A 21,672-nucleotide genomic window follows, 5' to 3' on the forward strand; every position below is an offset into this window, starting at 1 on the left:
AGTCTTTACCCAAATTGCATGAAAAGCAATCATTTTCGTGAGGAATAGGGCCGTAGCGTTTTATATCTGACGAATAATGTGTTATAAAAAATAGAGAGAGAAAATGCCGCATGTTCTTCACTGGATAAAGGAACCACGGCTTGGCTTATAATGGAGGTTGTCAATATGGATGAACATATGAAACGAAGATTGGATAAACAGAAACAATTGTTCAAACAATTGGGAGTACAGCTTGATGCGTTATCTATTCATGAAAAACAATTTAATTATAAACTTCGTGGTTATGATCCGGATGAGGTAGATGCTTATCTCGACTTGGTCATCAAAGATTACGAACGTTTTTATGCCAATATTGCAGATCTGATGGACAAATGGCAAGAACAGCAGTTAACGATTCGAGATCTCAAATCATCCGCGAAGCCGGTGGAAGATCCAACCAAGATTGATCGCAAACAGCTGGATGATATTGTGAAACAACTGGAATACAGTGTGCGGCAGCTCAAGATCAGAGCACGTCCCGAGAAGGATCTGTTCTCTGAATAACGTCAGCATGTCCTGGATTATATTAAATAAAGGTGGTTAATCATGAGTACTCATTTTTCGGTCAGTGTGCATTGTTTGTTGTTATTGTCACTCAGCGCGCCTGAACGAATCACGTCTGCACACATTGCAGGTAGCGTGAATACCAACCCGGTCGTCGTCAGACGTATTCTGGGCGGGCTGAAAAAGGCGGGATTAGTGAACTCTTCTCCTGGAACAAGAGGTTTCTATCTGGCCAAGCCGGCAAGTGAAATTACGTTAGCCATGATCTATCAGGCTGCCAAGGACGAAGGTCCATTATTTCCGATTCACGGCAACTGTAACCCGGATTGTGAAGTGGGCTTGCATATAGACAGCTTGCTGACCAATCTGTATCAGGTTGCCGAGGAGAAGGTGGAGCAATTCTTTGCATCGATTACACTTGAAGATATGGAACGTTCCAGTTCCCAGATGCAAGCTGTGTCATCGCAGACAGAGTAGATTGTAATCAGGACTTAAAGTACATGTTCGAAAAGGGCGGTTTTCAGTACCGTGAAGATGGGATGAAGCTAGAAATGGAGTAGCGGAGCGTAGGAAACTACGTGAGGAACGGACATTTCGGCTGAATTCCATATTCGATGCTACGATGTCATTAGGCATCCTACGTAATCAAAAGCGGACTTTTTGAACAACCTCTTAAAGGAAGGGTGGGTTGTGATATGAAAAAAATTGTTGTCATTTCTGATACGCATTGTTCACGTAAATCACAGAAGTTACCTGCCAGGCTCGTTGATGTACTTGCGAGTGCCGATCTCATTCTTCATGCGGGTGACTGGTCGGATTGGAGCGTATACCCATTGCTTAGCGAGTATGCGCCTGTTGAAGGGGTAGCTGGCAATACGGACCCGTCTGAAATTGCTGAAAAACTGGGGTATTCCCGTATTGTTGAAGTGGAAGGTCTTCGTCTGGGTCTTGTGCATGGGCATCTGGGATCAAAAGGTACGGAGCAGAATGCAATTCATACCTTTGCAGGTCAGCATGTGGATGCTGTGATCTACGGACACTCGCACATCCCGGTGATGCATACCGTGGACAACACGCTGGTATTTAATCCGGGGTCGCCTACGGATAAACGTTTCCAGAAGCAATACTCATTTGGTATCATGACAATAGAGCAGGGTAAAATTCAGGCTGAGCACGTTTTTTTTGATCGGGATTAGAGAGAGATGATTTCATCCTATATATAGTTATGGTACAAGGCATCTTTGAACAGAATTGAATTCTGTTTCAGGGATGTCTTTTTGATATGCGATCACATCATTCTCTTGGAAGTTATCTCTGAATGGGGAATGTGCTCTGTTCGTTATCTGTCATTCATCTGTTGCCGTTTTCCCCTATGGTGACGTTCAGTGGAGTGATACAATGCCTTTACGACATAAAATGAATACGTTTACATAAGGAGATGGAGCATGATGAAACTGTCTGTATTCACTGTGGCTACCCCTGATCTGAATGCAGAAGAACTGGCATCTGCTGCGGCAGTAGCGGGGATTGATGGAATAGAGTGGCGTTTCCGCGGAATTCCTGAGGATGCCATGTCCGAAGAGCCGTCTTATTGGAGAAATAATCGATGCTCGGTAGATCCAAGCCGTTGGCAGGAACAGGTTCCTGTTTTTCGTGAAGCGGCGGTAGGGCAAGGCAGGAAATCTATTGCACTCGTACCGTATCTGAACTGCGGAGATATTTCTGCCACCGAGCAGGCGTTTCAGGCTGCGGCTGGGTTGGGAGCATCCATGATGCGTGTGGGTGTTCCTGGATATGATCGCAAGACCCATTATTCTGAGTTGTATCGCAAAGCCGTTGATTACCTGAGTGAAGTACAGGATTTGGCCAAACAGTACAACATCAAGGCAATTGTAGAGACACATCATCAGACGATTGCACCGACGGCATCGCTTGCCTATCGTCTTGTTGAGTCGCTCGACCCACAGCATGTGGGTGTGCTGTACGATCCAGGCAACATGGTGCATGAAGGCTATGAGAATCATCGGATGGGGCTTGAGTTGCTAGGTCCGTATCTCGCTCATGTGCATGTGAAGAATGCCGGGTGGTTTGAACCCGAAGTTAAGGATACGCAAAAGGATAATGTAACTGAGAAGAATAGCGGATTGACTCTGAATACAGCATGGAAATGTCAATGGACTCCCCTGACTGAAGGCATGGTCGATTGGGTACAGATGGTGCAGGATCTTCGTGCCGTCGGGTATGACGGATATTACGGAATTGAAGACTTTAGTGGGGCCTTGAAATCAAAGGCGATGTTACAGCATTTTGCAGACGTTTTCGCCGAAATTGAGCGTCGTGTGGACGAGGAGGAGCAGTCATGAGTATCGTACGAGTAGCGGTGATTGGTATAGGCAACATGGGGGCAGCTCATGCCAGAACATTGGTTGCCGGAGAAGTACCGGGTGCAGAATTGGTCGCTGTATGTGATGTAAGAAGAGAAATGGAGAGCTGGGTTTCGAGTCATCTTCCGGCTACGGTCACCTATTGGCAGGATGCAGAGCAGATGATGACTTCGGGTACGATTGATGCGGTCATTATTGCAACGCCTCACTATGACCACCCGGAACAGGCGATTCAGGCTTTCCAGCATGGCTTGCATGTCATGATCGAGAAGCCAGCCGGTGTGTATACGAAACAGGTACGCAAGATGAATGAAGCGGCCGCAGCCAGCGGTAAAGTCTTTTCCATGATGTACAACCAGCGGACCAACCCACTCTACATTAAACTAAGAGATTTAATCGCTTCGGGGGAGCTGGGTGAGGTACGGCGTACCAACTGGATTATTACGAACTGGTACCGATCCCAAAGTTACTATGATTCCGGCGGTTGGCGGGCAACTTGGGCAGGCGAAGGTGGAGGTGTACTGATTAATCAGGACCCGCACCAACTGGATCTGTGGCAGTGGACCATCGGCATGATGCCGGTAAGAATGCGTGCGTTCTGTTCGTTTGGCAAGTATCGGAATATTGAAGTGGAAGATGATGTAACAGCTTATGTAGAGTATGAAAATGGCGCAACGGGTGTCTTCGTAACGACTACTGGCGAAGCACCAGGTACGAACCGATTTGAGGTTAACGGAGACCGGGGTAAAATCGTCATCGAAGATGGAAAGCTGACGTTCTGGCGACTTCGCGAATCTGAGCCTGAATTCAATCAGCGGTTTACCGGAGGTTTTGGACAGCCGGAATGCTGGAAATGCGAGATTCCAATTACAGGTGTGGAAACGGGGCACCCGGGTCTGATTCGTAACTGGGTGGATGCGATTCGCACAGGTGCACCCCTTATTGCTCCCGGTGAGGATGGGATTCACGGATTAACATTATCGAATGCGATGTTGTTGTCTACCTGGACGGATAACTGGGTGGATCTGCCGATCGATGAGGATCTGTTCTACGAGCATCTGCAGGAGCGCATTGCTAGTTCAACGACGAAGAAAGACAAAGCAATAAGCGGCAGTCAACCTGCTGATCTGAGTCAGACATTTAAATGAAGATGAAAACCTGAAAAAGCGAAGCGTTCGCCTAAAAGCTTTCTGAAAAAAAGCTACATCGGAAGCATACGCTTATCCCGGGATTTTCCCCTCTGGAAAAGGGAATCGAAAAATCTGGGGATAACAGCGATTTGAAGGTAATTCTGTCGTTGTAGTATCAGTGTAGATAATCTTTAGTTCGGCTTATATAGGCGAGTTCATTTTAAACAACATTTTATAATAAGGATGGGATGACATGGCTAAAGACGGAATGTTCTATGCACCGAAAAGTGTTACCAAAGAGGTCGTATGTGGTCCGGGTGAGTTCACGATTGCTGCTGTTGCGCTGGATCATGGACACATCTACGGCATGGTTGGGGGATTGTTGGAGGCAGGGGCTACCCTCAAGTGGGTATATGATCCGGACCCGATGAAGGTAGAGGCATTTCAAAAGCAGTTCCCACAGGCTCAAGCCGCTGGATCTGAAGAGGAAGTGCTTGCAGATAATGAGGTGTTATTGGTGGCAAGCGCAGCGATCACTTCAGATCGTGCGCCGCTTGGCATGAGAGTGCTGGCCGCAGGCAAGGACTATTTTACAGACAAAGCCCCATTCACCACGCTGGAGCAATTAAAGCTTGCACGAGAAGAAGTGAAGCGAACAGGCAAAAAGTACATGGTGTATTACAGTGAACGACTGCATGTAGAAAGTGCGATCTATGCCGGACAACTCATTGAACAAGGGGCAATCGGCAAAGTCGTGCAAGTTATGGGTACAGGCCCGCATCGACTGAATGCAGGAGGAAGACCCGACTGGTTTTTCAAGCATGAGCAGTACGGCGGCATTCTCTGCGATATCGGAAGTCACCAGATCGAACAATTTCTGACGTTTGCATCATGTACGGACGCTGAGGTAGGGTTCAGCCGGGTGCATAACTTCAATCACCCACAGTTCCCGGAATTGGAAGACTTCGGCGAAGCTTCGCTGATCGGGGATAACGGTGCTTCCGGTTACTTCCGAGTGGACTGGTTCACACCGGATGGTCTGGGCACATGGGGCGATGGACGTACCGTTATTCTGGGAACGGACGGTTATATCGAGCTGCGGAAGTATATCGACATCGCAAGGGAATCTCAGGGGGATCAAGTGTACTTGGTCAATCATGAAGGAGAGTACCGCTACAATGTAAAAGGAAAGGTCGGTTACCCGTTCTTCGGCCAACTCATTCGCGATTGTCTGGATCGCACCGAGACAGCCATGACACAGGAACATGCCTTCAAAGCGGCAGAACTCTGCCTGATTGCACAACATAAAGCCATGAGCGAGCGCGTGGTGTGGAGTAGCGGAACGAAGTAAAGTTTTTAGGTGAAGGGGAGCAAAAGGAGCAAACTCAGATCACTGAAGACTATCGGTGATTCTTCTATTGTTGAGTGAGGAAAGAGCAGCCCAAATGTTAATCTGCATCCAAAATGTTAGTTATGGCTAACATGTGGGACAGTTTACTCGGGCTGCTTTTTTGAGTACGTTGGTGACTTCGCAGATGGATTATTATGGGTTATATTATATGTAGTTCGGATATTCGTTAAAAAGAGAGGTATTTACGAAGTACGTAGATATGAAATTGGCGCAAGATATTAAGAACCGGGGTGATACCTATGAAGTTCATATTGATATTTGGCCCACAGGCCGTTGGAAAGATGACGGTTGGTCATGAATTAACGAAAATAACGGAATTGAAATTGTTTCACAATCACATGTCGATAGAGCTATTTCATCCCTTTTTTGGTTTTGGTAGTGAAACTTGGAGGTTATCAAGTATCGTAAGAAGAGAGCTTTTTGAATCGTTCGCAAGCAGCAACCAGTATGGACTTATTTTTACTTACCTTTGGGGGTTTGATCTTCAGAAGGACTGGGAATTCGTCAAGCAAACATGTAACTTGTTTGAATCGAAAGGGGCAGAAATTTATTTTGTTGAATTAGAGTCAGATATAGAAGAACGATTAAAACGAAATAAAACGGCGTTTAGACTTGATCAAAAACCAACAAAAAGAAATATTGAATATTCTGAAATGGACTTAATCAAAACGATGGAAGAACATCGACTCAATTCTAAAGAGGGAGAAATTACTAGAGAGAACTATTTGAGAATCAATAATACAAATTTAAGTGCAGAAGAAGTCGCAAGATTAATTAAAGATGAATTTAATTTATAGTACGTGTGAGTAATTCAAGAAGGCGCCAACATCTTATAACATAATATTCACGCTGCGGGCATACGCCCTTGCCCGGCATTCGCCGGCCACCCGACATGCGTCGGGTCGTGAATACGGGAATGTTAGATGAAACCATTGAAGAAGATATAAATCTATTATTTAAAACTGTTGAATACATTTCCTAGAAGGTAGGGGTTCAAATTTGTATGGAGTAGTCCTTCACTTTGACTCAGAAACAGAAAGAGTCATTACAACACTTTGGAAAGGATTAAGGGATCATGGTATATCGAGCTACGCTTACGAGATCGAGAATAGAAAACCACATTTAACACTAGCCGATTATTCAGACCTAAATGAATCGGAGTATAAAGAGATATTTGATTGTTATTATAAGTCAATACCAAAAATATATCTTAGCTATAACATGTTAGGAACTTTTATGAATAGCGGAGCATTGTTTTTATCTCCGAATCCAACAAAGAAACTTATAGACTTTCATTCAGATTATCATAACCATTTTAAGAAATATCATGATTTTTCCAATTTGATTTACCACCCCGAAAAATGGATACCGCATTGTACAATTGCAAATAGATTAAACAATCAAAAACTAGTAGAAGCTTTGCAGTTCAGTACAGAAAGATTAGAACATATAAAAACTGAAGTGCATGAAATAGCGCTTATTAAAATCATAGATAAAAACAATAAAAGAATGATTGAAACAGTGATGAGTAAGGCTCTTGTATAAGATCTATGTAAGATGATCGAAGAAGGCAATGACATCATCTAACATAATATTCACGCTGCGGATATACGTCCTTGGTCCGACATTCGCCGGACACCCAGCATGCGCTGGGTCGTGAATACAGGAACGTTATGTGAAACTACTAAAATAAATTTTTAAAAAGGTAAACTCATGACAAACATCGAAAAAATCAAAGCATTTCTATCAATAAAGAACTTTCTGAATTTAAAGGATCAAGAATATTTAATTGAGAAGCTAGAACTATCTGAAATTGATCTGACTAAACGATTAAAAGGAAAAGAAGTAGAAATCGAATTATATCTTATACTGCACATGCTGGGAGTGTGTAATCATATTTTAGCATTTGATGAAAGTACCTCTGTTTTGACAAAGTCATATTCGCCAGATGCACTTATTGAATTGAATAACGGTTACAGATTTTTTATGGAAATAAAAAGTACAGATGATCCAGTATTTAAGAATAGTATGGGAAATCTTAAAAAGCGTATTGATTTCGCAAACTCTTTTGGATTGCCTTTATTCTTTGCAATAAAATTAAGCGGATATTGGTATCTTTATGACGCGAATTATTTAGTTTCAAAAAATGGAAGAATTGATCTTGTCGATGATTTTAGAGATTCTGATTTTTATACTATGTTTGAAAGTAACATAATTACTTTTCCTAAAGGATTTAAGGCTATCAGGAAATACAAGAAGACAGAGCCAAAGTATTATATTTCGAAACATGATAATCATGGGTTCATGGTCGGATACGAATTGTTTTTCAATGAAAAATTGATATTTTCTTTTGATTCTAAAAGCGATAAAGTGTTCTACTACTTTATTCTAGAGTCTTTAAACGATGCAATGTTGATGCAGTTAACAGAAATCAATGAAGTAGGAGATGAAGATATTATAGAAACACTCCAATTAGAGTCGGATGTGCTTTTATCGACCCATGGAATGTTATTAAGCCCTATATTTCATATAAAACATCATTATGAATTTATGTATGATCCGACTACTTATTTTCAAGATATATTAAATAATGAACCAACACATCTTACTAAAGAAATGATTTTTTCTCTTTTGTTAGAGCTTCTTCAAAATGACGTACCAATTAAAATTTTTACAAATAAAGAAGTCTAACTTATCCTAAGTATTTCGAAAGAGGAAGTAGCTTCACATAACATAATATTCACGCTGCGGACATTCGTCCTTGATCCGGCATTCGCCGGATACTCGACATACGTCGAGTCGTGAATACGGGAACGTTAGATGAAATCTCTGCAATATCTATTTTAAGTAATTCTAAGTAGAGAGGGTAAGAATCTATGATAAATATTTCTCATTTAGCATTAACAGAACCAATTAAAATCATTATAGGTGCTTCATCGCAGAACTATGAAGGATGGATACAAACACAAGAGGATGAACTGGATTTACTAAGATTTGAAGATTGGGAACAAAGTTTCAAAGATCGTAGAATTGAAGCAATACTATCAGAGCACGTTTGGGAGCATTTGACTTACGAAGAAGGAGTTCAAGCTGCAAAGATTTGTTACAAGTATTTGAATACGGGAGGTTATATTCGTTGTGCAGTTCCTGATGGATATTTTCCAAATGAAGAGTATCAGAACATAGTCAAGATTGGTGGGCCGGGACCACTAGATCACCCGGCAGCAAGTCATAAGATAGTACATAATTATAAGACTATAACTACTATGTTTGAGGAAGCAGGCTTTGAAGTAGAGTTATTAGAATATTGTGATGAAGATGGGGAGTTTTATTTTAAAGACTGGAATCCAGAGAATGGATTTATCTATAGGTCTAAGAGATTTGACCATCGAAACCAGAACGGAAATTTGGGATTTGTATCGTTAATTATTGATGCAAAAAAGAAATAATTGGATAGTATCTCGAAGAAGGCAGAGATATCATCTAACATAATATTCACGCTGCGGGGATTACCCCCTGAGGTCGTCCGATGTATAATAATGGAAGATAACTCTGACGACACACGAGCAGACCTAAGATAGGAGCTATCTTAGGCCGGCTCGCGTCGTGAATACGGGAACGTTAGATGAAATCATCAAAAAACTAAAGGTGTATATGAAACTATACATAAAATAAATAAGAAATTTCAGACAGAGGAGAAATAACATGTTAGAGATCTTGAGAGTTCCATATGAAGATAAAATGATCTTAAACAGTTTGATCCAGTTCTACAGATATGACTCAAGTGAATTTGATGGACATGAATTGACTAATCATGGAGTTTATCTTTACAAGTATCTAGATCATCAATGGACAGATGACTATCGTAAGCCATTTTACTTAAAAATTAATGGAGAACTGGCTGGCTTCGTACTTGTTTTAACAGATGTTCCTAAAGAGTATGTAAAAGCAAGTACAGCAACTCAGACAAATGTAATTAGTGATTTTTTTATAATGCGCAAATTCAGAAATAAGGGATATGGAAAAGAAGTAGCCCATTTTATTTTTAATACCTATAAAGGGATATGGGAAATACGACAGACTCCACAAAATAGGCCAGCAAATCTATTTTGGAACAAGGTAATTAACGAGTTTACAGGTGGGAAGTACGAAGAAGTTATTTTAAACAATGAAAGCTGGAATGGACCTGTTCAAGTATTTCAAATGAAAGAATAGATGCTAGGGTACTCGTAGAAGCTGCTGACATCCTATAACAATATATTCACGTCTCGGGCATTCCCCTTGGTCCGGCACGAAGTTAGATGAGGATTCGGAGTGGCATTTCAGTTTTCGAGGAAGTAGATTCATCCGGACACATCCGCACCGACTAACCACCTCGCGGCCGCTCCCGTTGGTCGCTTAAGTCGGCGGGACGTCGTGAATACAATAACGTTATTTGAAATATGACTAGAGGCTACAAAAGGAGAAAACTTTGATGATTACAATTCATAAAGTTGAATACGAACAAAAATCTATTTTACGGAATCTTCTTGAATTATATAAATATGATTTTAGTGAGTTTGATCCTGATGATGATTCAAACCCAAATGGACTTTATGAGTACAAGTACTTAGATCATTATTGGACAGAAGACGGAAGATATCCATTTTTAATCAAAGTAGATGATAAATTAGCTGGTTTTGCTCTTGTTAGAGATACTGGGAAAAATGAATCTGATCAAACTGTATACTGGATGGCAGAGTTTTTTGTTATGAAGAAGTATAGAAGAATGAAAGTCGGGCAGATTGTTGCCTATGAATTATTTGATAACTTCAATGGTCATTGGAAGGTCGCTCAGATAGAAGCAAATACGCCAGCTCAGGCATTTTGGAGAAAGACCATTGAAAGATATACGAATGGTAACTACTTGGAAATAAGAGATGATGATTGGGAAGGACCGATTCAAACATTTTCGTCAGCAACTCCATGAAGAGTCATTCTCTACATAACACCTTATTCACGCATTGGGCATTCGCCCCCCGGTCCGGCACGAAGTTAGAAGAAGATTCGGAGAGGAAATTCATCAGCGAGGAAGCAGAATCAGCCAGACACATCAGCACCGATTAACTACGCAAACGTCACCGGCTGCTGGCGCAACCTTAAGTCGGTGAGACGTCATGAATACAGGAACGTAAATAGGAAACTTCTACAAAATATCACAGTCTAGTAGGACAGCCTATGTTGAAGCAGAATATTTTGGTGGAGTCGGGTCGCAAAATGGTATTTTTTGGGAAATGGGAGAAGTGATTTTTGAAGAGACCTTAAGCAATAATGCAATCAATAAGTCACTAGAAATACTAGGAGTAATGAGACTGAAGAAAAAGATGAATTTGATACAGTTCGATTAGGGAGACATAGATCTATTGATGATTGGTTGAATAAAGAAACTCATTTGTAGATATCTTTCGAAGGCAGTATCATTGCATAACATAATATAATATTCACGTTGCGGACATTCGTCTTTGGCCCGGCATTCGTTGGGTCGTGAAACCAGGAACGTACACGACAATACTACTACAGAATAGGCTTAGAGAGTTTAACCAAAGGAGATGAGCTGATGAGTATTAAAGCAATATTTTTGGACTTTTATGGAACCTTGGTTCATGAGGATGACGATATCATCCCATTGATCTGTAAGGAAATACAAGAAAATAGTGTGGAAGAATGTGAAGTCAGTGATATAGGGAAGTACTGGTGGAAGATGTTTTCGAGTATGTTTAAAAACAGCTATGGTAAGACATTTAAATCTCAGCGCGAACTCGGGATCCTATCTTTATATGAGACGATTTCTAAATATAGTTCAACCTGTGATGTAAATGAGATCATCCAGAAGCAATTCGATCACTGGATTAAGCCTAAAATATTTAGTGATACATTTCCATTTCTAGAATCTCTTCAAGGATATGAAGTCTACATTTTATCGAATATTGACACAGCTGATGTAAAAGCCGCAATAGCTTATCATGGCATAAAGGTAAATGAAATAATTACAAGTGAAGACGTTAAATCATATAAACCAAGACCAGAATTATTTATTGAAGCCCTAGAAAGACACAATCTGTCTCCTAAAGAGGTGTTACATATCGGGGATTCTTTAATAAGTGATGTCGGTGGAGCAGGTAATTTAGGAATAGCCACAGTCTGGTTAAATCGATTAAATAAGATTAAAACAGATATTGCAGAACCCAACTTTATATGTAGAGATCTAAAAGAAGTAAGAGATATTATTAGTGGAATCGAAGAAGGTAGTATCATTGTATAAAGATTAAATCACTACAAGCAATAAAGTATTTCAATAATTTTTTTGGAAGTATAGTTTTTTGTATATCTGGAGGGAGATTGATGGAGAAACTGAAAAATAGAAAATTGGAATTTTTATTTATATTTGTGAGTATTATAGCGCTTATTCTTGGAGTGCATAATGTTTTTTTATACAAGCATATCAATGAGTTAAAGAAAGATGCTGTACAAAATCTGACTACTGAATACAATGAAATCTATAATTTATGTAAAACAATAGACCAATACTATATAAAAAATGATTTCCGAGAAGCTAGTAAATATCGATTATTGGTCAATCAAACAACTCACAATGTTTCAACTCTCTTATCAAAAGACTTGAAAAATCTTCTGGCACTTGCTTATGATCCGTTGTTTGCCGATTTATCACTTGGCCAAAGTACTTTAAATAAAGAAGAAGCTTCAAAATTGATAACCGATATGAATAACGCCGTCATGCTGATTAGTAAAGACATAGTAAATATGCAAGATGAAGTAAAAGAAGAACTGTTAGATCAAACTTCACCAGAATTTATAAAGGTAAATACTCAAATCGAAAATATGTATGCTAAATATATAAAGCTAGTAGATGATTATTTTAAAAACAATAAGTAAATATTCTTTCGAATTATATAAAAAGAGATTAATGAGTAGTGCGGTATAAGATATTGACATTACCCTAAAAGTCAAAACCGAAGAAATTAAAGAAAAAGTATAAAGAAGAAAGATAATAAAACTTAATTGAAGGTGATAATTATGAAAGGATGGGACTACAGTAAACCTTGGTTCCATGGCTCGCCAATGTTTCTAAATGAACTACTAGTTGAAAGCACAATAACTCAGGATCGAGAGTTAGCAAGAATCTTTTCACACAAACCTTCTATTGTTGCTTTGGATGAGCACGGCACAAGACTCCATAATGGTAAGTTATGTGGATACATTTACATACTTGATGAAGAAATTACAAGTGAGGATGTATACCCACATCCAGCAACTGCAATGTATCCTGGTGAAGAATGGCTCATCAAAAGAGGATTAAAAGTACGAAAAATAGATGAAACAAAAACAAGAACGGAAGAACAACTTTCAGAGGAAGAGGAGGTAGATTTATTGGATAAGCTAAAAAACAGATAGCGAATAGTTTGTTCGTAGAAGAGGCTGCTGTGTAAAAATATGTTCACGCATCGTTCCATCCGGCTCTCGGTCCGGCAGGGGCATTTCACCTCGGGGAAGTGGGGACAGCCGGACAACCCTGCACGAGCTAATGCGCTCTTTCTAATTATAGAGTTAATTTAATTGCAACGATCTGTTGCTAGAGGGGGAGGGGAATTGATCAACGTGCTAATTTTGATCCTGCTTATAATTATTGTTATCGGAATAGCAATTATAGAAGGGAGATTAAAAAAGAAACTTGAAAATGATGAAAGAATTATTGAAAAATTAGATGTGTTAATTAATGAAGTGAGAGATATCCGTAAAGAATAGATAAATAATAATCACAGTACATTCATAGAACGTCGCACTTACTTCGCGGTCCCAAGAGGCATATCGGAGAAAGTTGATTAAGGCGACATTCAATCAGCCACGTCTACTGACCCGTTCCCTAAGATAAGCTGCTTGAAAGTCGGGAATACAACAACGTTAGATGAAATTACCAGAGCAAAGTGATGTGAACCCATGAAAAGGATTCGAATACACAAATGGATAATTGAATATGATTTTAATAAAACTAAAGAGTTCTATCAATCTTATCATTTAATTACTGAGGGGTGCGATTGTTTAAATTGTAAGAATTTTGTTGAGGCGATTCCATTCTTTCCGAAAGATGTTGTAACCTTTTTTAATAGTTTAGGAATAGATCCAAGAAAAGAAGGAGAAGTATCTGAATACTGTGAGAATGAAGATGGAACCCATTTATATGGTGGGTTCTTTCATATAGTTGGTAGATTGATTAGTGGACCTGAGATATGGAACGAAAATGATGAATCAGGAACAATAACTTCATTAGACAAAGATTTATATGAAATCGATAACTTCAGATTTGGATTTACGAAAGAATTAAATTTAGTGCGTGATGGATTTCCAGAGCCAATATTACAAATCGAATTCGAAGGGGCCGTTCCGTGGGTAATTTCGGAGTAGTCTGTTAACATCATCTAACATTATATCCGCACCGCGGTTGCTCCCGTTGGTCACTTAAGTCGGTGGGACGGCATGAAAACAGGAACGTTAGCTGAAATCCTGTGCAATAATGTTTTAATATTATTTAAAGCAATAAGAACTGAGGAAATCATATGAACAATCCCTTTAAAGAAATCTTGACTTCAGAAGATGAAATTAGAGATCTCCTAGGTTATCCAAGTGAACTTGTAAAGAAGAAAGTAATAAAGTATTTAGATATCCATTGTCGAAACTTCATTTCTTTGTCACCCTTATTATTTTTAGCTACATCGGATGAGCAAGGATTTTGCGATGTATCACCACGAGGAGATGCACCTGGATCAGTGATAGTTATAGATGATAAGCATTTAGTTATTCCAGAAAGACCAGGTAATCGTAGAATTGATTCACTAAGAAATATCTTATCGAACCCAAGAGTAGGTATTATATTTATCATTCCAGGACTAGAAGAAACGCTGAGGATTAATGGACAAGCTTTTGTGATTAAAGATGAAAAAATTCTAGATCTTATGAAAGCAAAAGGTAAAAAACCGACCTTAGGAATAGGAGTAAAGGTTGAAGAATGCTTTATTCATTGTGCAAAAGCATTTAAGCGGTCTGGGGTATGGGAAAGCAAGTCTTGGCCAGAGGGGGATACACTACCGTTAATTCCAACAATACTATCAGATCATGTGAAATCAACTGAATTTACAGTAGAAGTAATCAGGAAAGGACTACAAGAAAGTTACGAGAAGAGACTTTATTAAGGAATATTTGTTTATAGTTTCAAAGAAGGCACCGTCATTTTATAACATCGTATTGATGCTGTCTGTCCTTGCCCTTGATCCGGCATTCGCCGGATCCTGAATACAGGAATGTTATATACAATTCTGGAGATCTAAGTTCAACTTGAGGATGAATGTGAATGTATTAGGAGGGAAGGTCTAGAAATGAAGAAATTCAAGAGGCAGCAAAGGACTATAAAGAAAAATAACAGTTTTGTAGAGTACAATGAAATGAGAATGTAGATGTGGATCAAAGAAGTCGGGCTCAGGTGAACAGTAATGCGAACCTAACCACGTCGCGGTTGGCACTAGAAGCTACCTTAAGGTTCTCGGGCTCGTTGAATAAAGAACGAATATTATCTGAAACGGATGAAAAGACAAATTTATTTATCTGGGGTGTTTCGGTGAAGTACATACACTTAAAAGATCTGATTCATGCTGATTTAGTTGACTATAGAGAAGTAGAAGGTATGAAGCTGATTTTATGTTTTAGAATCCATAGAGAATCAAATGAACAAAATTATTCTGAATTAATTGATGTTGAAGGTGGTTCATTGATTAACCAAGAGGATGAAAGATTTCCGCTGATTGAAATTGAATTTGATTCTTATATAGGATTTTCAATAAGCAATGAAAGTTACACATTAAGAGATGAATATGAAGAGTTTGAAGGGAAGATATTCAGAACTTTCAAAAGATCTAGATATTTAGATTACATTAAATTAGCGACATTTGCATCAGATGAATACCCAGGTCCATATAAACATTATGGAGTTGCTGGATTAAATCATATTGTTGACATTATATCCTCTGATGTACCGTACATAAGAATTTAATCAGTAGGATAAACTATTAGTTAAGGACGGGGATTTCTATGAGTAGATTGTTACTAACCTCTTGTGGTTTTTATACTGAAGATATTAAAAATCAATTTCTGGAGTTTATTGACGGAGATATTTCTAAATTAAAAGTCTCAATTATTACAACAGCATCCCCTTCAAAAGAAACTAATAGATATGCACAAAGAGCATTGCAAGAGTTTAAGGACATGGGATTTCAGCATATCAATTTTGTAGATATTGAATTTGATGATCCACAAATTCTCCTACATAGAGATGTTATATATATCAATGGTGGAAATCCATATACATTATTGTATTACGCTAAGAAAAGTGGTGCTGATGAAATTATCAGAACACTGGCCGCACAGAATGTAATTATCGTTGGAGTAAGTGCAGGAACGTTATTACTGGGGCCGAATATTAACATTGTGGATTTCTTTACTCCACAGATGAACACAATGAATTTAACGGATTTTAAGGCATTAGGTGTAACTGACAAGCTTATTTTTCCTCACTCTGATCGAGATGACATATTTAAAGATAGTACTAATAAAACCATTGAAGAGAGAATAGTAGAATTTGAATCCACTGAGAACTGTAAGGTGACAAGGCTTAAAGATGAAGAATATATCCTGGGTTCGTGAATGCAGAAACGTTATACGAAATTCCAAAAAGTGCGGAGGAAAATATGAAAGAAGACAACCATTCAATCCGTGTTCAGAACTATAAAGATTTTATTGATGGATTAGTCAAAATTCGGCCTGGAGTGTTATCAAGATGGATATTGACTACTGGGTGGCCAAAGACAGAAGAGAATATAAAAGTTAATGCATTTCTTGGTTCGCTGTCTGAAGAACAAAAACAATTACTTGCACAAATCATTCAACAATCACGAGATGGTGGTATACATGACGTTCTGGTCTACTTAAATGATGAAATAAACCTTAATGGAATGAAATTGATAAAAAATGACATTGAAATAGCCAAGGAACCTTTTGATTCAGAGATGTATTTCGACTGGGTATGTAGAAGAGAAGGAGATCCGTGGCCAGATTCGGAGAAGTAGTGATGCTTCGTATTATCTCCTGAGAATTCAACCAAAATTCTGGACATTGCATGTGGAATATCTAGGTATCATCAAGTATGGTTGAAATTAGGTAATGAGGTTACAGGTATAGACATCTCAAATACTTTCATTGAATATTCAAGGGAGTACAACAGAGCTTTTGAAAAGGCGAGTTATTGATGTAGCGATTTGGACTGATCCTGTTGGATTAACAGGGGCATCTACAAACCGAGTGTTCAACGCTTTAAAGCCAACGGGTATCTTTATCTATGAGATGTGGAATGAAAATTATTTTAAATACCATACGGATGAGCGACATAATGAATGCCGTACATGGACATGTCGCAATGGAATATATCGCTTGGTACGACATGAATATAATAGAGCGACATGTGTTTCGGAACACGAAGAGATCATATTTGATATACCCAATGATACGATGATTCATAAGACAGGATTAGGTGCAAAGAATGTAAACAGTTATTGTTATGTACAAATTATGGAGGCTGCAGGTTTTAAGAATGTGCGGTTTATAGACGATGAGGGGCAACCATTTAATACGGAAAACCAACAGATTAAACAGTTTTTTATGATTGGTGAGAAGTGAATACAACAACGTTAGCTGAAAGAAGTTCTTATTTTAGGAGGAGTCTATATGATATTAGAAAAAGTTATAAATAGAATTGCAATACAAAGTGAATATAAGGATTTGGTTGATAAGTATGTGGATCATATCCTTAACGAATTCAAAGATAAGATTCATAGCATTTATATGTGTGGCTCGATTCCCAAAGGAACCGCTCAACCTTTTAAGTCAGATGCAGACTTTACTATTGTATGTGCAAATCCCGAAGATATTGATTACGAAAGATTGTCCATTATGAAAGACAGGCTTTTGGAAGAATATCCATTCGTCACTAAGATGGATACGATCATTTGCTCGATGGATGATGTATTAAGTAGACCAAATGATTGGGGGTTTTGGATTAAGATCATTTGTGTTTGCCTACATGGGGAGGACATTGGTGAAAAAGTACCCCCGATCATAATTTCTCCAGAATTCATTGTAGACTTAAATACAGATACCAAGGAGGAAGTAGAACTATACATCGTTCACTTTCTAATGTTAGTGATCACTCATTGAAAACTAGATATATTAAAGGTTACTCTAAAAGATTAATTCGTGCATTATACTCTTTGATTTTAGAAGATACAGGGGTATGGGAAGATGAAATCATTAAGATGAAGGATGCTATAGTAAACTATTGCTCGATTGACGGCGCTTTAGTTGAGTATCTGTATGCTTGTTACTTGGATAGCGATGTATCTGTTGAAGAGTTTCTGGAAATTGCAGATGAAGTATATCACTACTTTGAGAACGCCTTAAATACAATGTCTGCTTCCAGGGCTTCCTCTAGCTAACAACATTTTGACGATATTGTTCACTCTGAGAGGCGATTTCGTCGTAATAACATAATATTCAAGCAGCGGCTCCTCACGGAGCCTTGGTCTGCTAGACATATTTTGTGGAAGCGCTTTATCTAACCCGTTCAACTAATGTTGAACGTTATGAATACAGGAACGTTAGGTAAAATAATGGTTAGTGAGAGGAGAATGAAATGCATATTAGAGGAGTAATTCTTGAGGGGTACTCAAATGCCGGGAAGACTTCAGTATTAAAAGCGATTAAACGTTATCAATCACAAGAAGAATCCTCAGAACGGAGCGTAGTTATTCTTGGAGAACATTATTCTCAAATTTTGAATAATAAACATGGAGAATATGTGAGTCTAACGCGAGAAGAACACATTGAGTTACTTAAAGAGCGGGTTGAAATGCTAAAGAAACTTAACGATTGGGCAATTCAACTTGGTCCTGCATCTAGAGGATCTAGGGGACTATTTTATGTGCTGGAGAGGTTTCACTTAAATCATAGAGCTGCATTTGCAGATTCGGATTTGGATGAGATAAATAAAATAGAAGAACAGCTTGAGTTTTTAAACGCCAAGTGTATTTTGCTTACAATCTCGCCCGAAGTCGTAGAAGAAAGAATCAAAAGCAGACAACCCGAAGAATGGATCTATAAAACAGAAGAAGAAGTAAGATCGTAGGTAAATGAATTATTAAAAGTCCAAAATGTATTAAGACATCAAGCTCAAATCTCAAGAGTCCCAACAATCGAAATCAATACAGACGGTAAGGATTGGGATGAGTATGTAAGGGGAATCATGGAGGGCAACGACATTGCTTAACCAAATGTTCACGCATCGTCGTTAGTGCTCCGCACAAAACGTAAAACTAAACCAGAAGGAGTGATCATTTGATTATTATGATTAATGGATCATTTGGATCCGGCAAAACCTCGACTTCTCAAAAGCTGCAGCCTTTAATACCTAATAGTATGATTTATGATCCTGAAAAAATGTTCATTCATCGGGCTACCCTCGTTCCAGCAGAAGTTATGGGTGAATTCAAAGAGAAAAATCAAAATCAATAAGGGGTGCATAATGGATCGTAAGATTATTCAAACCGCAAAAGAGATTGCAATAACAATTATTCGCGAAGCAGGTTTAATCTCTAAGGAGAAGTTTGATAACTTTATTGAACTGAGATCTAAAGATGAATTTGGGGATGTAGTTACTGAAGTTGATCATATCTGTGAAGAAATCATGATCAAACAAATACAGAACGTATTTCCAGATCATCAGATACACAGTGAAGAGGCAGGGCTTATCGGAATTGAGCACGATTGGTTATGGTTAATTGATCCTTTAGATGGAACTAATAATTTTGCAATTGGTTTACCTGTTTTTTCGATATCCATTACCTTAATGTATAAAAGAGAGCCTGTTCTTGGAGTAGTCTATGAACCTCTAACAGAACGTTTATTTGTATCTGTTATTGGTGAAGGGACAAGCTGTAATAATCGACGAATACAATTGAAGAGTAACCCGAATATGCTCAAAGGAAATATAGGTTGGATCCAAGGTCACAGAGTACAAAACGACCCACTAGCAGTAAAACTAAGACAATACATTGATATCAGATTCAAGCGAATGTTAAGATTATGGGCTCCAACGCTTCAATGGTGTATGTTGGCCAAAGGAGATATTGATGGAATTGTTCTGTACAATTCTGAAGGTGATGACTTGTACTCAGGTATCTTAATGGTCAAGGAAGCGGGGGGACTTGTTATAGATCTTGAAGGAAATAAGTTTAATGGAATGAAAGAAGAACCTTATTTAATTGCATGTCACCCAGACCACAAAGAAGAATTATTGCAAATTGTAAGGGAAGGATTGAGTTAATACCGAGAAGCAATAGGCAGGGAAGAGAATTAAGCAGACACATCCGTACCGACGTAATCATGCTCGCTCCCATTGGTCACCTAAGTCATTACTATGTTGTTGATACAGAAATGTTATCGGAAACATTCGTAAATACTTTATTTATTGCGGGGGGATCTCAAGGATGCGTATAAAGTCAATAATTATTGAAGAATACAACAATGAATGGCCTGAAATGTTTTTTGATCTGAAATCTATCTTAGAACATAAACTCGGGGATCTAGTACTTAGAATCGAGCACGTTGGTAGTACTGCAGTACCTGGACTAGCGGCAAAACCTATTTTAGATATTGATGTGGTAATTGATTCTATGGCTTTACTCCCAGATGTAATTCAAGGATTAGAAAGTTTAGGTTACGATCATGAAGGAAATTTGGGCGTTGAGAACAGAGAAGCTTTTGCAAGGAAAGATGCAAATGTTCCCTATAGTATAGTGAAAATAAAGAAACCTGAACATCATCTATATGTTTGTAATAAAGAGAGCAAAGAGTTATTAAGACATATTTCATTCAGAGATGCATTAATTAGCAATTCCGAATATGTAGTCGAATATGCCAATCTAAAGCAAGAACTTGCTATTAAATATAGAGAAAATCGTCAGTCTTATACGGCTGGGAAGACCGAATTTGTAAATAAAGTACTTAATGAATGTGGAAAGAATTTGTAGGTAGTTCATGGGTCATGGGTATAAAAAACACTTTGCATTTGCCCTGGATCATTTATAAGAAGTTCAAAGAAATCGGTATAAGGCGATACATTCAACGGGCTAAGTCTATCGACCTAATTTAAGCCGCTTGACGCTTGAACCTCAGGAAATGCACAAACATTAGATGAAAACCCGATGAATTATGAGGAGGCATTTCATTGAAGTATTCTACAGTTGTTTTAGATTTGGACGGTACATTTTTAAATTCTAAAAACCAAGTCTCTGAAAGAAACTTTGAAGCCGTACTTTCCTGTTATCAGAGGGGGATGAGAATAATCTTTGCAACAGCACGCCCTCCTAGAGCTGTAAAGTTTTTTCTTCCTAAAGAGTTGTTGGATATTGGAGCGTTTGTGTATTATAACGGAGCACAAACAATATGTAATAAATCCATGACCAAATTTTATGAATCAATTCCATCTGATTTAACTTCCGAAATCATCGATTATTGCTTACATCATTATCCGCAACTCGATCTGACAATGGAAGTAAAAGATGAATGGTTTGGCTTACGACAATATAACTATACTACCACAATGAATGCAAGGTCTAACCCAATAGTTAAATCATTGAGAGAATTAAAACAATATGAAGCTACGAAGATATTGCTCTCAGGCAAACATCAGATTCCAGGACTTATTTCTAAGTTTGGACAGCAAGTAAATATACTGATTACGGATAAAAATCAACTGATTCAAATAATGCCACTTCAAGCATCGAAAGAGTTAGCAATTACTAGACTTTGCAATATATACAATGAAGAACTGGATTCATTGATTGTATTTGGTGATGATCACAATGATGTAGGATTGTTCAAGTCAGCTGCATATTCAATAGCAATGGGGAATGCAGTAGTTGAATTGAAAGATATTGCAGATGAAATAACAGAAACTAATGATAACGATGGAGTAGCAATAATCTTAGAAGGATTGTGTGGGAAACAGAAACTCTAGATTTCATCATCTAACACAACATTCGCACTA

The 21,672-nt window shown here is 38.5% G+C and carries 27 protein-coding genes and 1 pseudogene; all 28 read left to right on the forward strand.

All coding sequences use genetic code 11. The features are described from left to right. Positions 1-165 precede the first annotated feature (165 nt). The 28 genes and pseudogenes from MKX40_RS11835 (at position 166) to MKX40_RS11970 (ending at position 21,642) form a co-directional block, all read left to right on the forward strand. Positions 166-543 carry a DivIVA domain-containing protein gene (locus tag MKX40_RS11835; RefSeq protein ID WP_253434023.1) on the forward strand — a complete coding sequence of 126 codons (378 nt, stop codon included), beginning with the start codon at positions 166-168 and terminating at the stop codon, positions 541-543. Positions 544-585: 42 nt separating this feature from the next. Beyond that, positions 586-1,020 carry an Rrf2 family transcriptional regulator gene (locus MKX40_RS11840; RefSeq protein WP_339241736.1) on the forward strand — a complete coding sequence of 145 codons (435 nt, stop codon included), beginning with the start codon at positions 586-588 and terminating at the stop codon, positions 1,018-1,020. A 218-nt stretch (positions 1,021-1,238) separates the two neighbouring features. Then, complete coding sequence (locus MKX40_RS11845; protein ID WP_339241738.1) at positions 1,239-1,739, forward strand: metallophosphoesterase; 501 nt, start codon at positions 1,239-1,241, stop codon at positions 1,737-1,739. Positions 1,740-1,991: 252 nt separating this feature from the next. Next, positions 1,992-2,906: a sugar phosphate isomerase/epimerase gene (locus MKX40_RS11850; RefSeq protein WP_339243028.1), complete on the forward strand. Its 915-nt coding sequence runs from the start codon at positions 1,992-1,994 to the stop codon at positions 2,904-2,906. Further along, the gene (locus MKX40_RS11855; RefSeq protein WP_339241740.1) at positions 2,903-4,075 is read left to right on the forward strand and encodes a Gfo/Idh/MocA family oxidoreductase; all 1,173 of its coding nucleotides are present in this window, start codon (positions 2,903-2,905) and stop codon (positions 4,073-4,075) included. Before MKX40_RS11850 ends, MKX40_RS11855 begins: the two co-directional genes overlap by 4 nt. A gap of 235 nt (positions 4,076-4,310) precedes the next feature. Continuing rightward, positions 4,311-5,408, forward strand: a complete 1,098-nt coding sequence (locus MKX40_RS11860; protein WP_339241742.1) for a Gfo/Idh/MocA family oxidoreductase — start codon at positions 4,311-4,313, stop codon at positions 5,406-5,408. Between the two features lie 299 nt (positions 5,409-5,707). Continuing rightward, complete coding sequence (locus tag MKX40_RS11865) at positions 5,708-6,265, forward strand: shikimate kinase (protein WP_339241744.1); 558 nt, start codon at positions 5,708-5,710, stop codon at positions 6,263-6,265. Between the two features lie 202 nt (positions 6,266-6,467). After that, positions 6,468-7,013, forward strand: a complete 546-nt coding sequence (locus MKX40_RS11870; RefSeq protein WP_339241745.1) for a 2'-5' RNA ligase family protein — start codon at positions 6,468-6,470, stop codon at positions 7,011-7,013. 168 nt (positions 7,014-7,181) lie between these two features. Continuing rightward, positions 7,182-8,159, forward strand: a complete 978-nt coding sequence (locus MKX40_RS11875) for a hypothetical protein (protein ID WP_339241747.1) — start codon at positions 7,182-7,184, stop codon at positions 8,157-8,159. Between the two features lie 185 nt (positions 8,160-8,344). Beyond that, positions 8,345-8,917, forward strand: a complete 573-nt coding sequence (locus MKX40_RS11880; RefSeq protein ID WP_339241748.1) for an SAM-dependent methyltransferase — start codon at positions 8,345-8,347, stop codon at positions 8,915-8,917. A 256-nt stretch (positions 8,918-9,173) separates the two neighbouring features. After that, entirely contained in the window at positions 9,174-9,683 is a 510-nt protein-coding gene (locus MKX40_RS11885; RefSeq protein WP_192132259.1) for a GNAT family N-acetyltransferase, read from the forward strand. A 259-nt stretch (positions 9,684-9,942) separates the two neighbouring features. Further along, the gene (locus MKX40_RS11890) at positions 9,943-10,437 is read left to right on the forward strand and encodes a GNAT family N-acetyltransferase (protein ID WP_339241750.1); all 495 of its coding nucleotides are present in this window, start codon (positions 9,943-9,945) and stop codon (positions 10,435-10,437) included. Positions 10,438-11,064: 627 nt separating this feature from the next. Then, a complete protein-coding gene (locus tag MKX40_RS11895; RefSeq protein WP_339241752.1) occupies positions 11,065-11,769 on the forward strand; it encodes an HAD family hydrolase in 705 nt (234 codons plus the stop codon). A gap of 80 nt (positions 11,770-11,849) precedes the next feature. Continuing rightward, a complete protein-coding gene (locus MKX40_RS11900; protein WP_339241754.1) occupies positions 11,850-12,401 on the forward strand; it encodes a hypothetical protein in 552 nt (183 codons plus the stop codon). A 141-nt stretch (positions 12,402-12,542) separates the two neighbouring features. Continuing rightward, on the forward strand, positions 12,543-12,920 hold the full coding sequence (locus MKX40_RS11905) for a hypothetical protein (RefSeq protein ID WP_339241756.1): 378 nt from the start codon (positions 12,543-12,545) through the stop codon (positions 12,918-12,920). 195 nt (positions 12,921-13,115) lie between these two features. Then, entirely contained in the window at positions 13,116-13,271 is a 156-nt protein-coding gene (locus MKX40_RS11910; protein ID WP_339241757.1) for a hypothetical protein, read from the forward strand. 192 nt (positions 13,272-13,463) lie between these two features. Then, the gene (locus tag MKX40_RS11915) at positions 13,464-13,928 is read left to right on the forward strand and encodes a hypothetical protein (protein ID WP_339241758.1); all 465 of its coding nucleotides are present in this window, start codon (positions 13,464-13,466) and stop codon (positions 13,926-13,928) included. A gap of 152 nt (positions 13,929-14,080) precedes the next feature. Next, complete coding sequence (locus MKX40_RS11920; RefSeq protein ID WP_339241760.1) at positions 14,081-14,713, forward strand: pyridoxamine 5'-phosphate oxidase family protein; 633 nt, start codon at positions 14,081-14,083, stop codon at positions 14,711-14,713. A 356-nt stretch (positions 14,714-15,069) separates the two neighbouring features. Next, the gene (locus tag MKX40_RS11925; RefSeq protein WP_339241762.1) at positions 15,070-15,567 is read left to right on the forward strand and encodes a hypothetical protein; all 498 of its coding nucleotides are present in this window, start codon (positions 15,070-15,072) and stop codon (positions 15,565-15,567) included. Between the two features lie 38 nt (positions 15,568-15,605). Next, positions 15,606-16,217: a Type 1 glutamine amidotransferase-like domain-containing protein gene (locus tag MKX40_RS11930; RefSeq protein ID WP_339241764.1), complete on the forward strand. Its 612-nt coding sequence runs from the start codon at positions 15,606-15,608 to the stop codon at positions 16,215-16,217. Between the two features lie 44 nt (positions 16,218-16,261). Beyond that, positions 16,262-16,639 carry a DUF6547 family protein gene (locus tag MKX40_RS11935; protein WP_339241766.1) on the forward strand — a complete coding sequence of 126 codons (378 nt, stop codon included), beginning with the start codon at positions 16,262-16,264 and terminating at the stop codon, positions 16,637-16,639. A 160-nt stretch (positions 16,640-16,799) separates the two neighbouring features. After that, on the forward strand, positions 16,800-17,246 hold the full coding sequence (locus tag MKX40_RS11940) for a hypothetical protein (protein ID WP_339241767.1): 447 nt from the start codon (positions 16,800-16,802) through the stop codon (positions 17,244-17,246). Positions 17,247-17,294: 48 nt separating this feature from the next. Further along, positions 17,295-18,061, forward strand: a pseudogene (locus MKX40_RS11945) (nucleotidyltransferase domain-containing protein). Positions 18,062-18,258: 197 nt separating this feature from the next. Continuing rightward, entirely contained in the window at positions 18,259-18,750 is a 492-nt protein-coding gene (locus MKX40_RS11950) for a hypothetical protein (RefSeq protein WP_339241769.1), read from the forward strand. Positions 18,751-18,959: 209 nt separating this feature from the next. Further along, entirely contained in the window at positions 18,960-19,136 is a 177-nt protein-coding gene (locus MKX40_RS11955; RefSeq protein ID WP_339241770.1) for a hypothetical protein, read from the forward strand. A 10-nt stretch (positions 19,137-19,146) separates the two neighbouring features. Beyond that, positions 19,147-19,947: an inositol monophosphatase family protein gene (locus MKX40_RS11960; protein ID WP_339241772.1), complete on the forward strand. Its 801-nt coding sequence runs from the start codon at positions 19,147-19,149 to the stop codon at positions 19,945-19,947. Positions 19,948-20,110: 163 nt separating this feature from the next. Beyond that, positions 20,111-20,653, forward strand: coding sequence for a GrpB family protein (locus MKX40_RS11965; RefSeq protein ID WP_339241773.1), 543 nt, complete (start codon positions 20,111-20,113; stop codon positions 20,651-20,653). 197 nt (positions 20,654-20,850) lie between these two features. Next, the gene (locus tag MKX40_RS11970; RefSeq protein WP_339241774.1) at positions 20,851-21,642 is read left to right on the forward strand and encodes an HAD family hydrolase; all 792 of its coding nucleotides are present in this window, start codon (positions 20,851-20,853) and stop codon (positions 21,640-21,642) included. Positions 21,643-21,672: the final 30 nt, after the last annotated feature.

Origin of the sequence: Paenibacillus sp. FSL R5-0517 (assembly GCF_037974355.1) — a bacterium.
Lineage (GTDB): Bacteria > Bacillota > Bacilli > Paenibacillales > Paenibacillaceae > Paenibacillus.

Coding starts and splice junctions, on each gene's coding strand:
- MKX40_RS11835 (WP_253434023.1), top strand. CDS start 166: ATGGATGAACATATGAAACGAAGATTGGATAAACAGAAACAATTGTTC.
- MKX40_RS11840 (WP_339241736.1), top strand. CDS start 586: ATGAGTACTCATTTTTCGGTCAGTGTGCATTGTTTGTTGTTATTGTCA.
- MKX40_RS11845 (WP_339241738.1), top strand. CDS start 1,239: ATGAAAAAAATTGTTGTCATTTCTGATACGCATTGTTCACGTAAATCA.
- MKX40_RS11850 (WP_339243028.1), top strand. CDS start 1,992: ATGAAACTGTCTGTATTCACTGTGGCTACCCCTGATCTGAATGCAGAA.
- MKX40_RS11855 (WP_339241740.1), top strand. CDS start 2,903: ATGAGTATCGTACGAGTAGCGGTGATTGGTATAGGCAACATGGGGGCA.
- MKX40_RS11860 (WP_339241742.1), top strand. CDS start 4,311: ATGGCTAAAGACGGAATGTTCTATGCACCGAAAAGTGTTACCAAAGAG.
- MKX40_RS11865 (WP_339241744.1), top strand. CDS start 5,708: ATGAAGTTCATATTGATATTTGGCCCACAGGCCGTTGGAAAGATGACG.
- MKX40_RS11875 (WP_339241747.1), top strand. CDS start 7,182: ATGACAAACATCGAAAAAATCAAAGCATTTCTATCAATAAAGAACTTT.
- MKX40_RS11880 (WP_339241748.1), top strand. CDS start 8,345: ATGATAAATATTTCTCATTTAGCATTAACAGAACCAATTAAAATCATT.
- MKX40_RS11885 (WP_192132259.1), top strand. CDS start 9,174: ATGTTAGAGATCTTGAGAGTTCCATATGAAGATAAAATGATCTTAAAC.
- MKX40_RS11890 (WP_339241750.1), top strand. CDS start 9,943: ATGATTACAATTCATAAAGTTGAATACGAACAAAAATCTATTTTACGG.
- MKX40_RS11895 (WP_339241752.1), top strand. CDS start 11,065: ATGAGTATTAAAGCAATATTTTTGGACTTTTATGGAACCTTGGTTCAT.
- MKX40_RS11900 (WP_339241754.1), top strand. CDS start 11,850: ATGGAGAAACTGAAAAATAGAAAATTGGAATTTTTATTTATATTTGTG.
- MKX40_RS11905 (WP_339241756.1), top strand. CDS start 12,543: ATGAAAGGATGGGACTACAGTAAACCTTGGTTCCATGGCTCGCCAATG.
- MKX40_RS11915 (WP_339241758.1), top strand. CDS start 13,464: ATGAAAAGGATTCGAATACACAAATGGATAATTGAATATGATTTTAAT.
- MKX40_RS11920 (WP_339241760.1), top strand. CDS start 14,081: ATGAACAATCCCTTTAAAGAAATCTTGACTTCAGAAGATGAAATTAGA.
- MKX40_RS11930 (WP_339241764.1), top strand. CDS start 15,606: ATGAGTAGATTGTTACTAACCTCTTGTGGTTTTTATACTGAAGATATT.
- MKX40_RS11935 (WP_339241766.1), top strand. CDS start 16,262: ATGAAAGAAGACAACCATTCAATCCGTGTTCAGAACTATAAAGATTTT.
- MKX40_RS11950 (WP_339241769.1), top strand. CDS start 18,259: ATGCATATTAGAGGAGTAATTCTTGAGGGGTACTCAAATGCCGGGAAG.
- MKX40_RS11960 (WP_339241772.1), top strand. CDS start 19,147: ATGGATCGTAAGATTATTCAAACCGCAAAAGAGATTGCAATAACAATT.
- MKX40_RS11965 (WP_339241773.1), top strand. CDS start 20,111: ATGCGTATAAAGTCAATAATTATTGAAGAATACAACAATGAATGGCCT.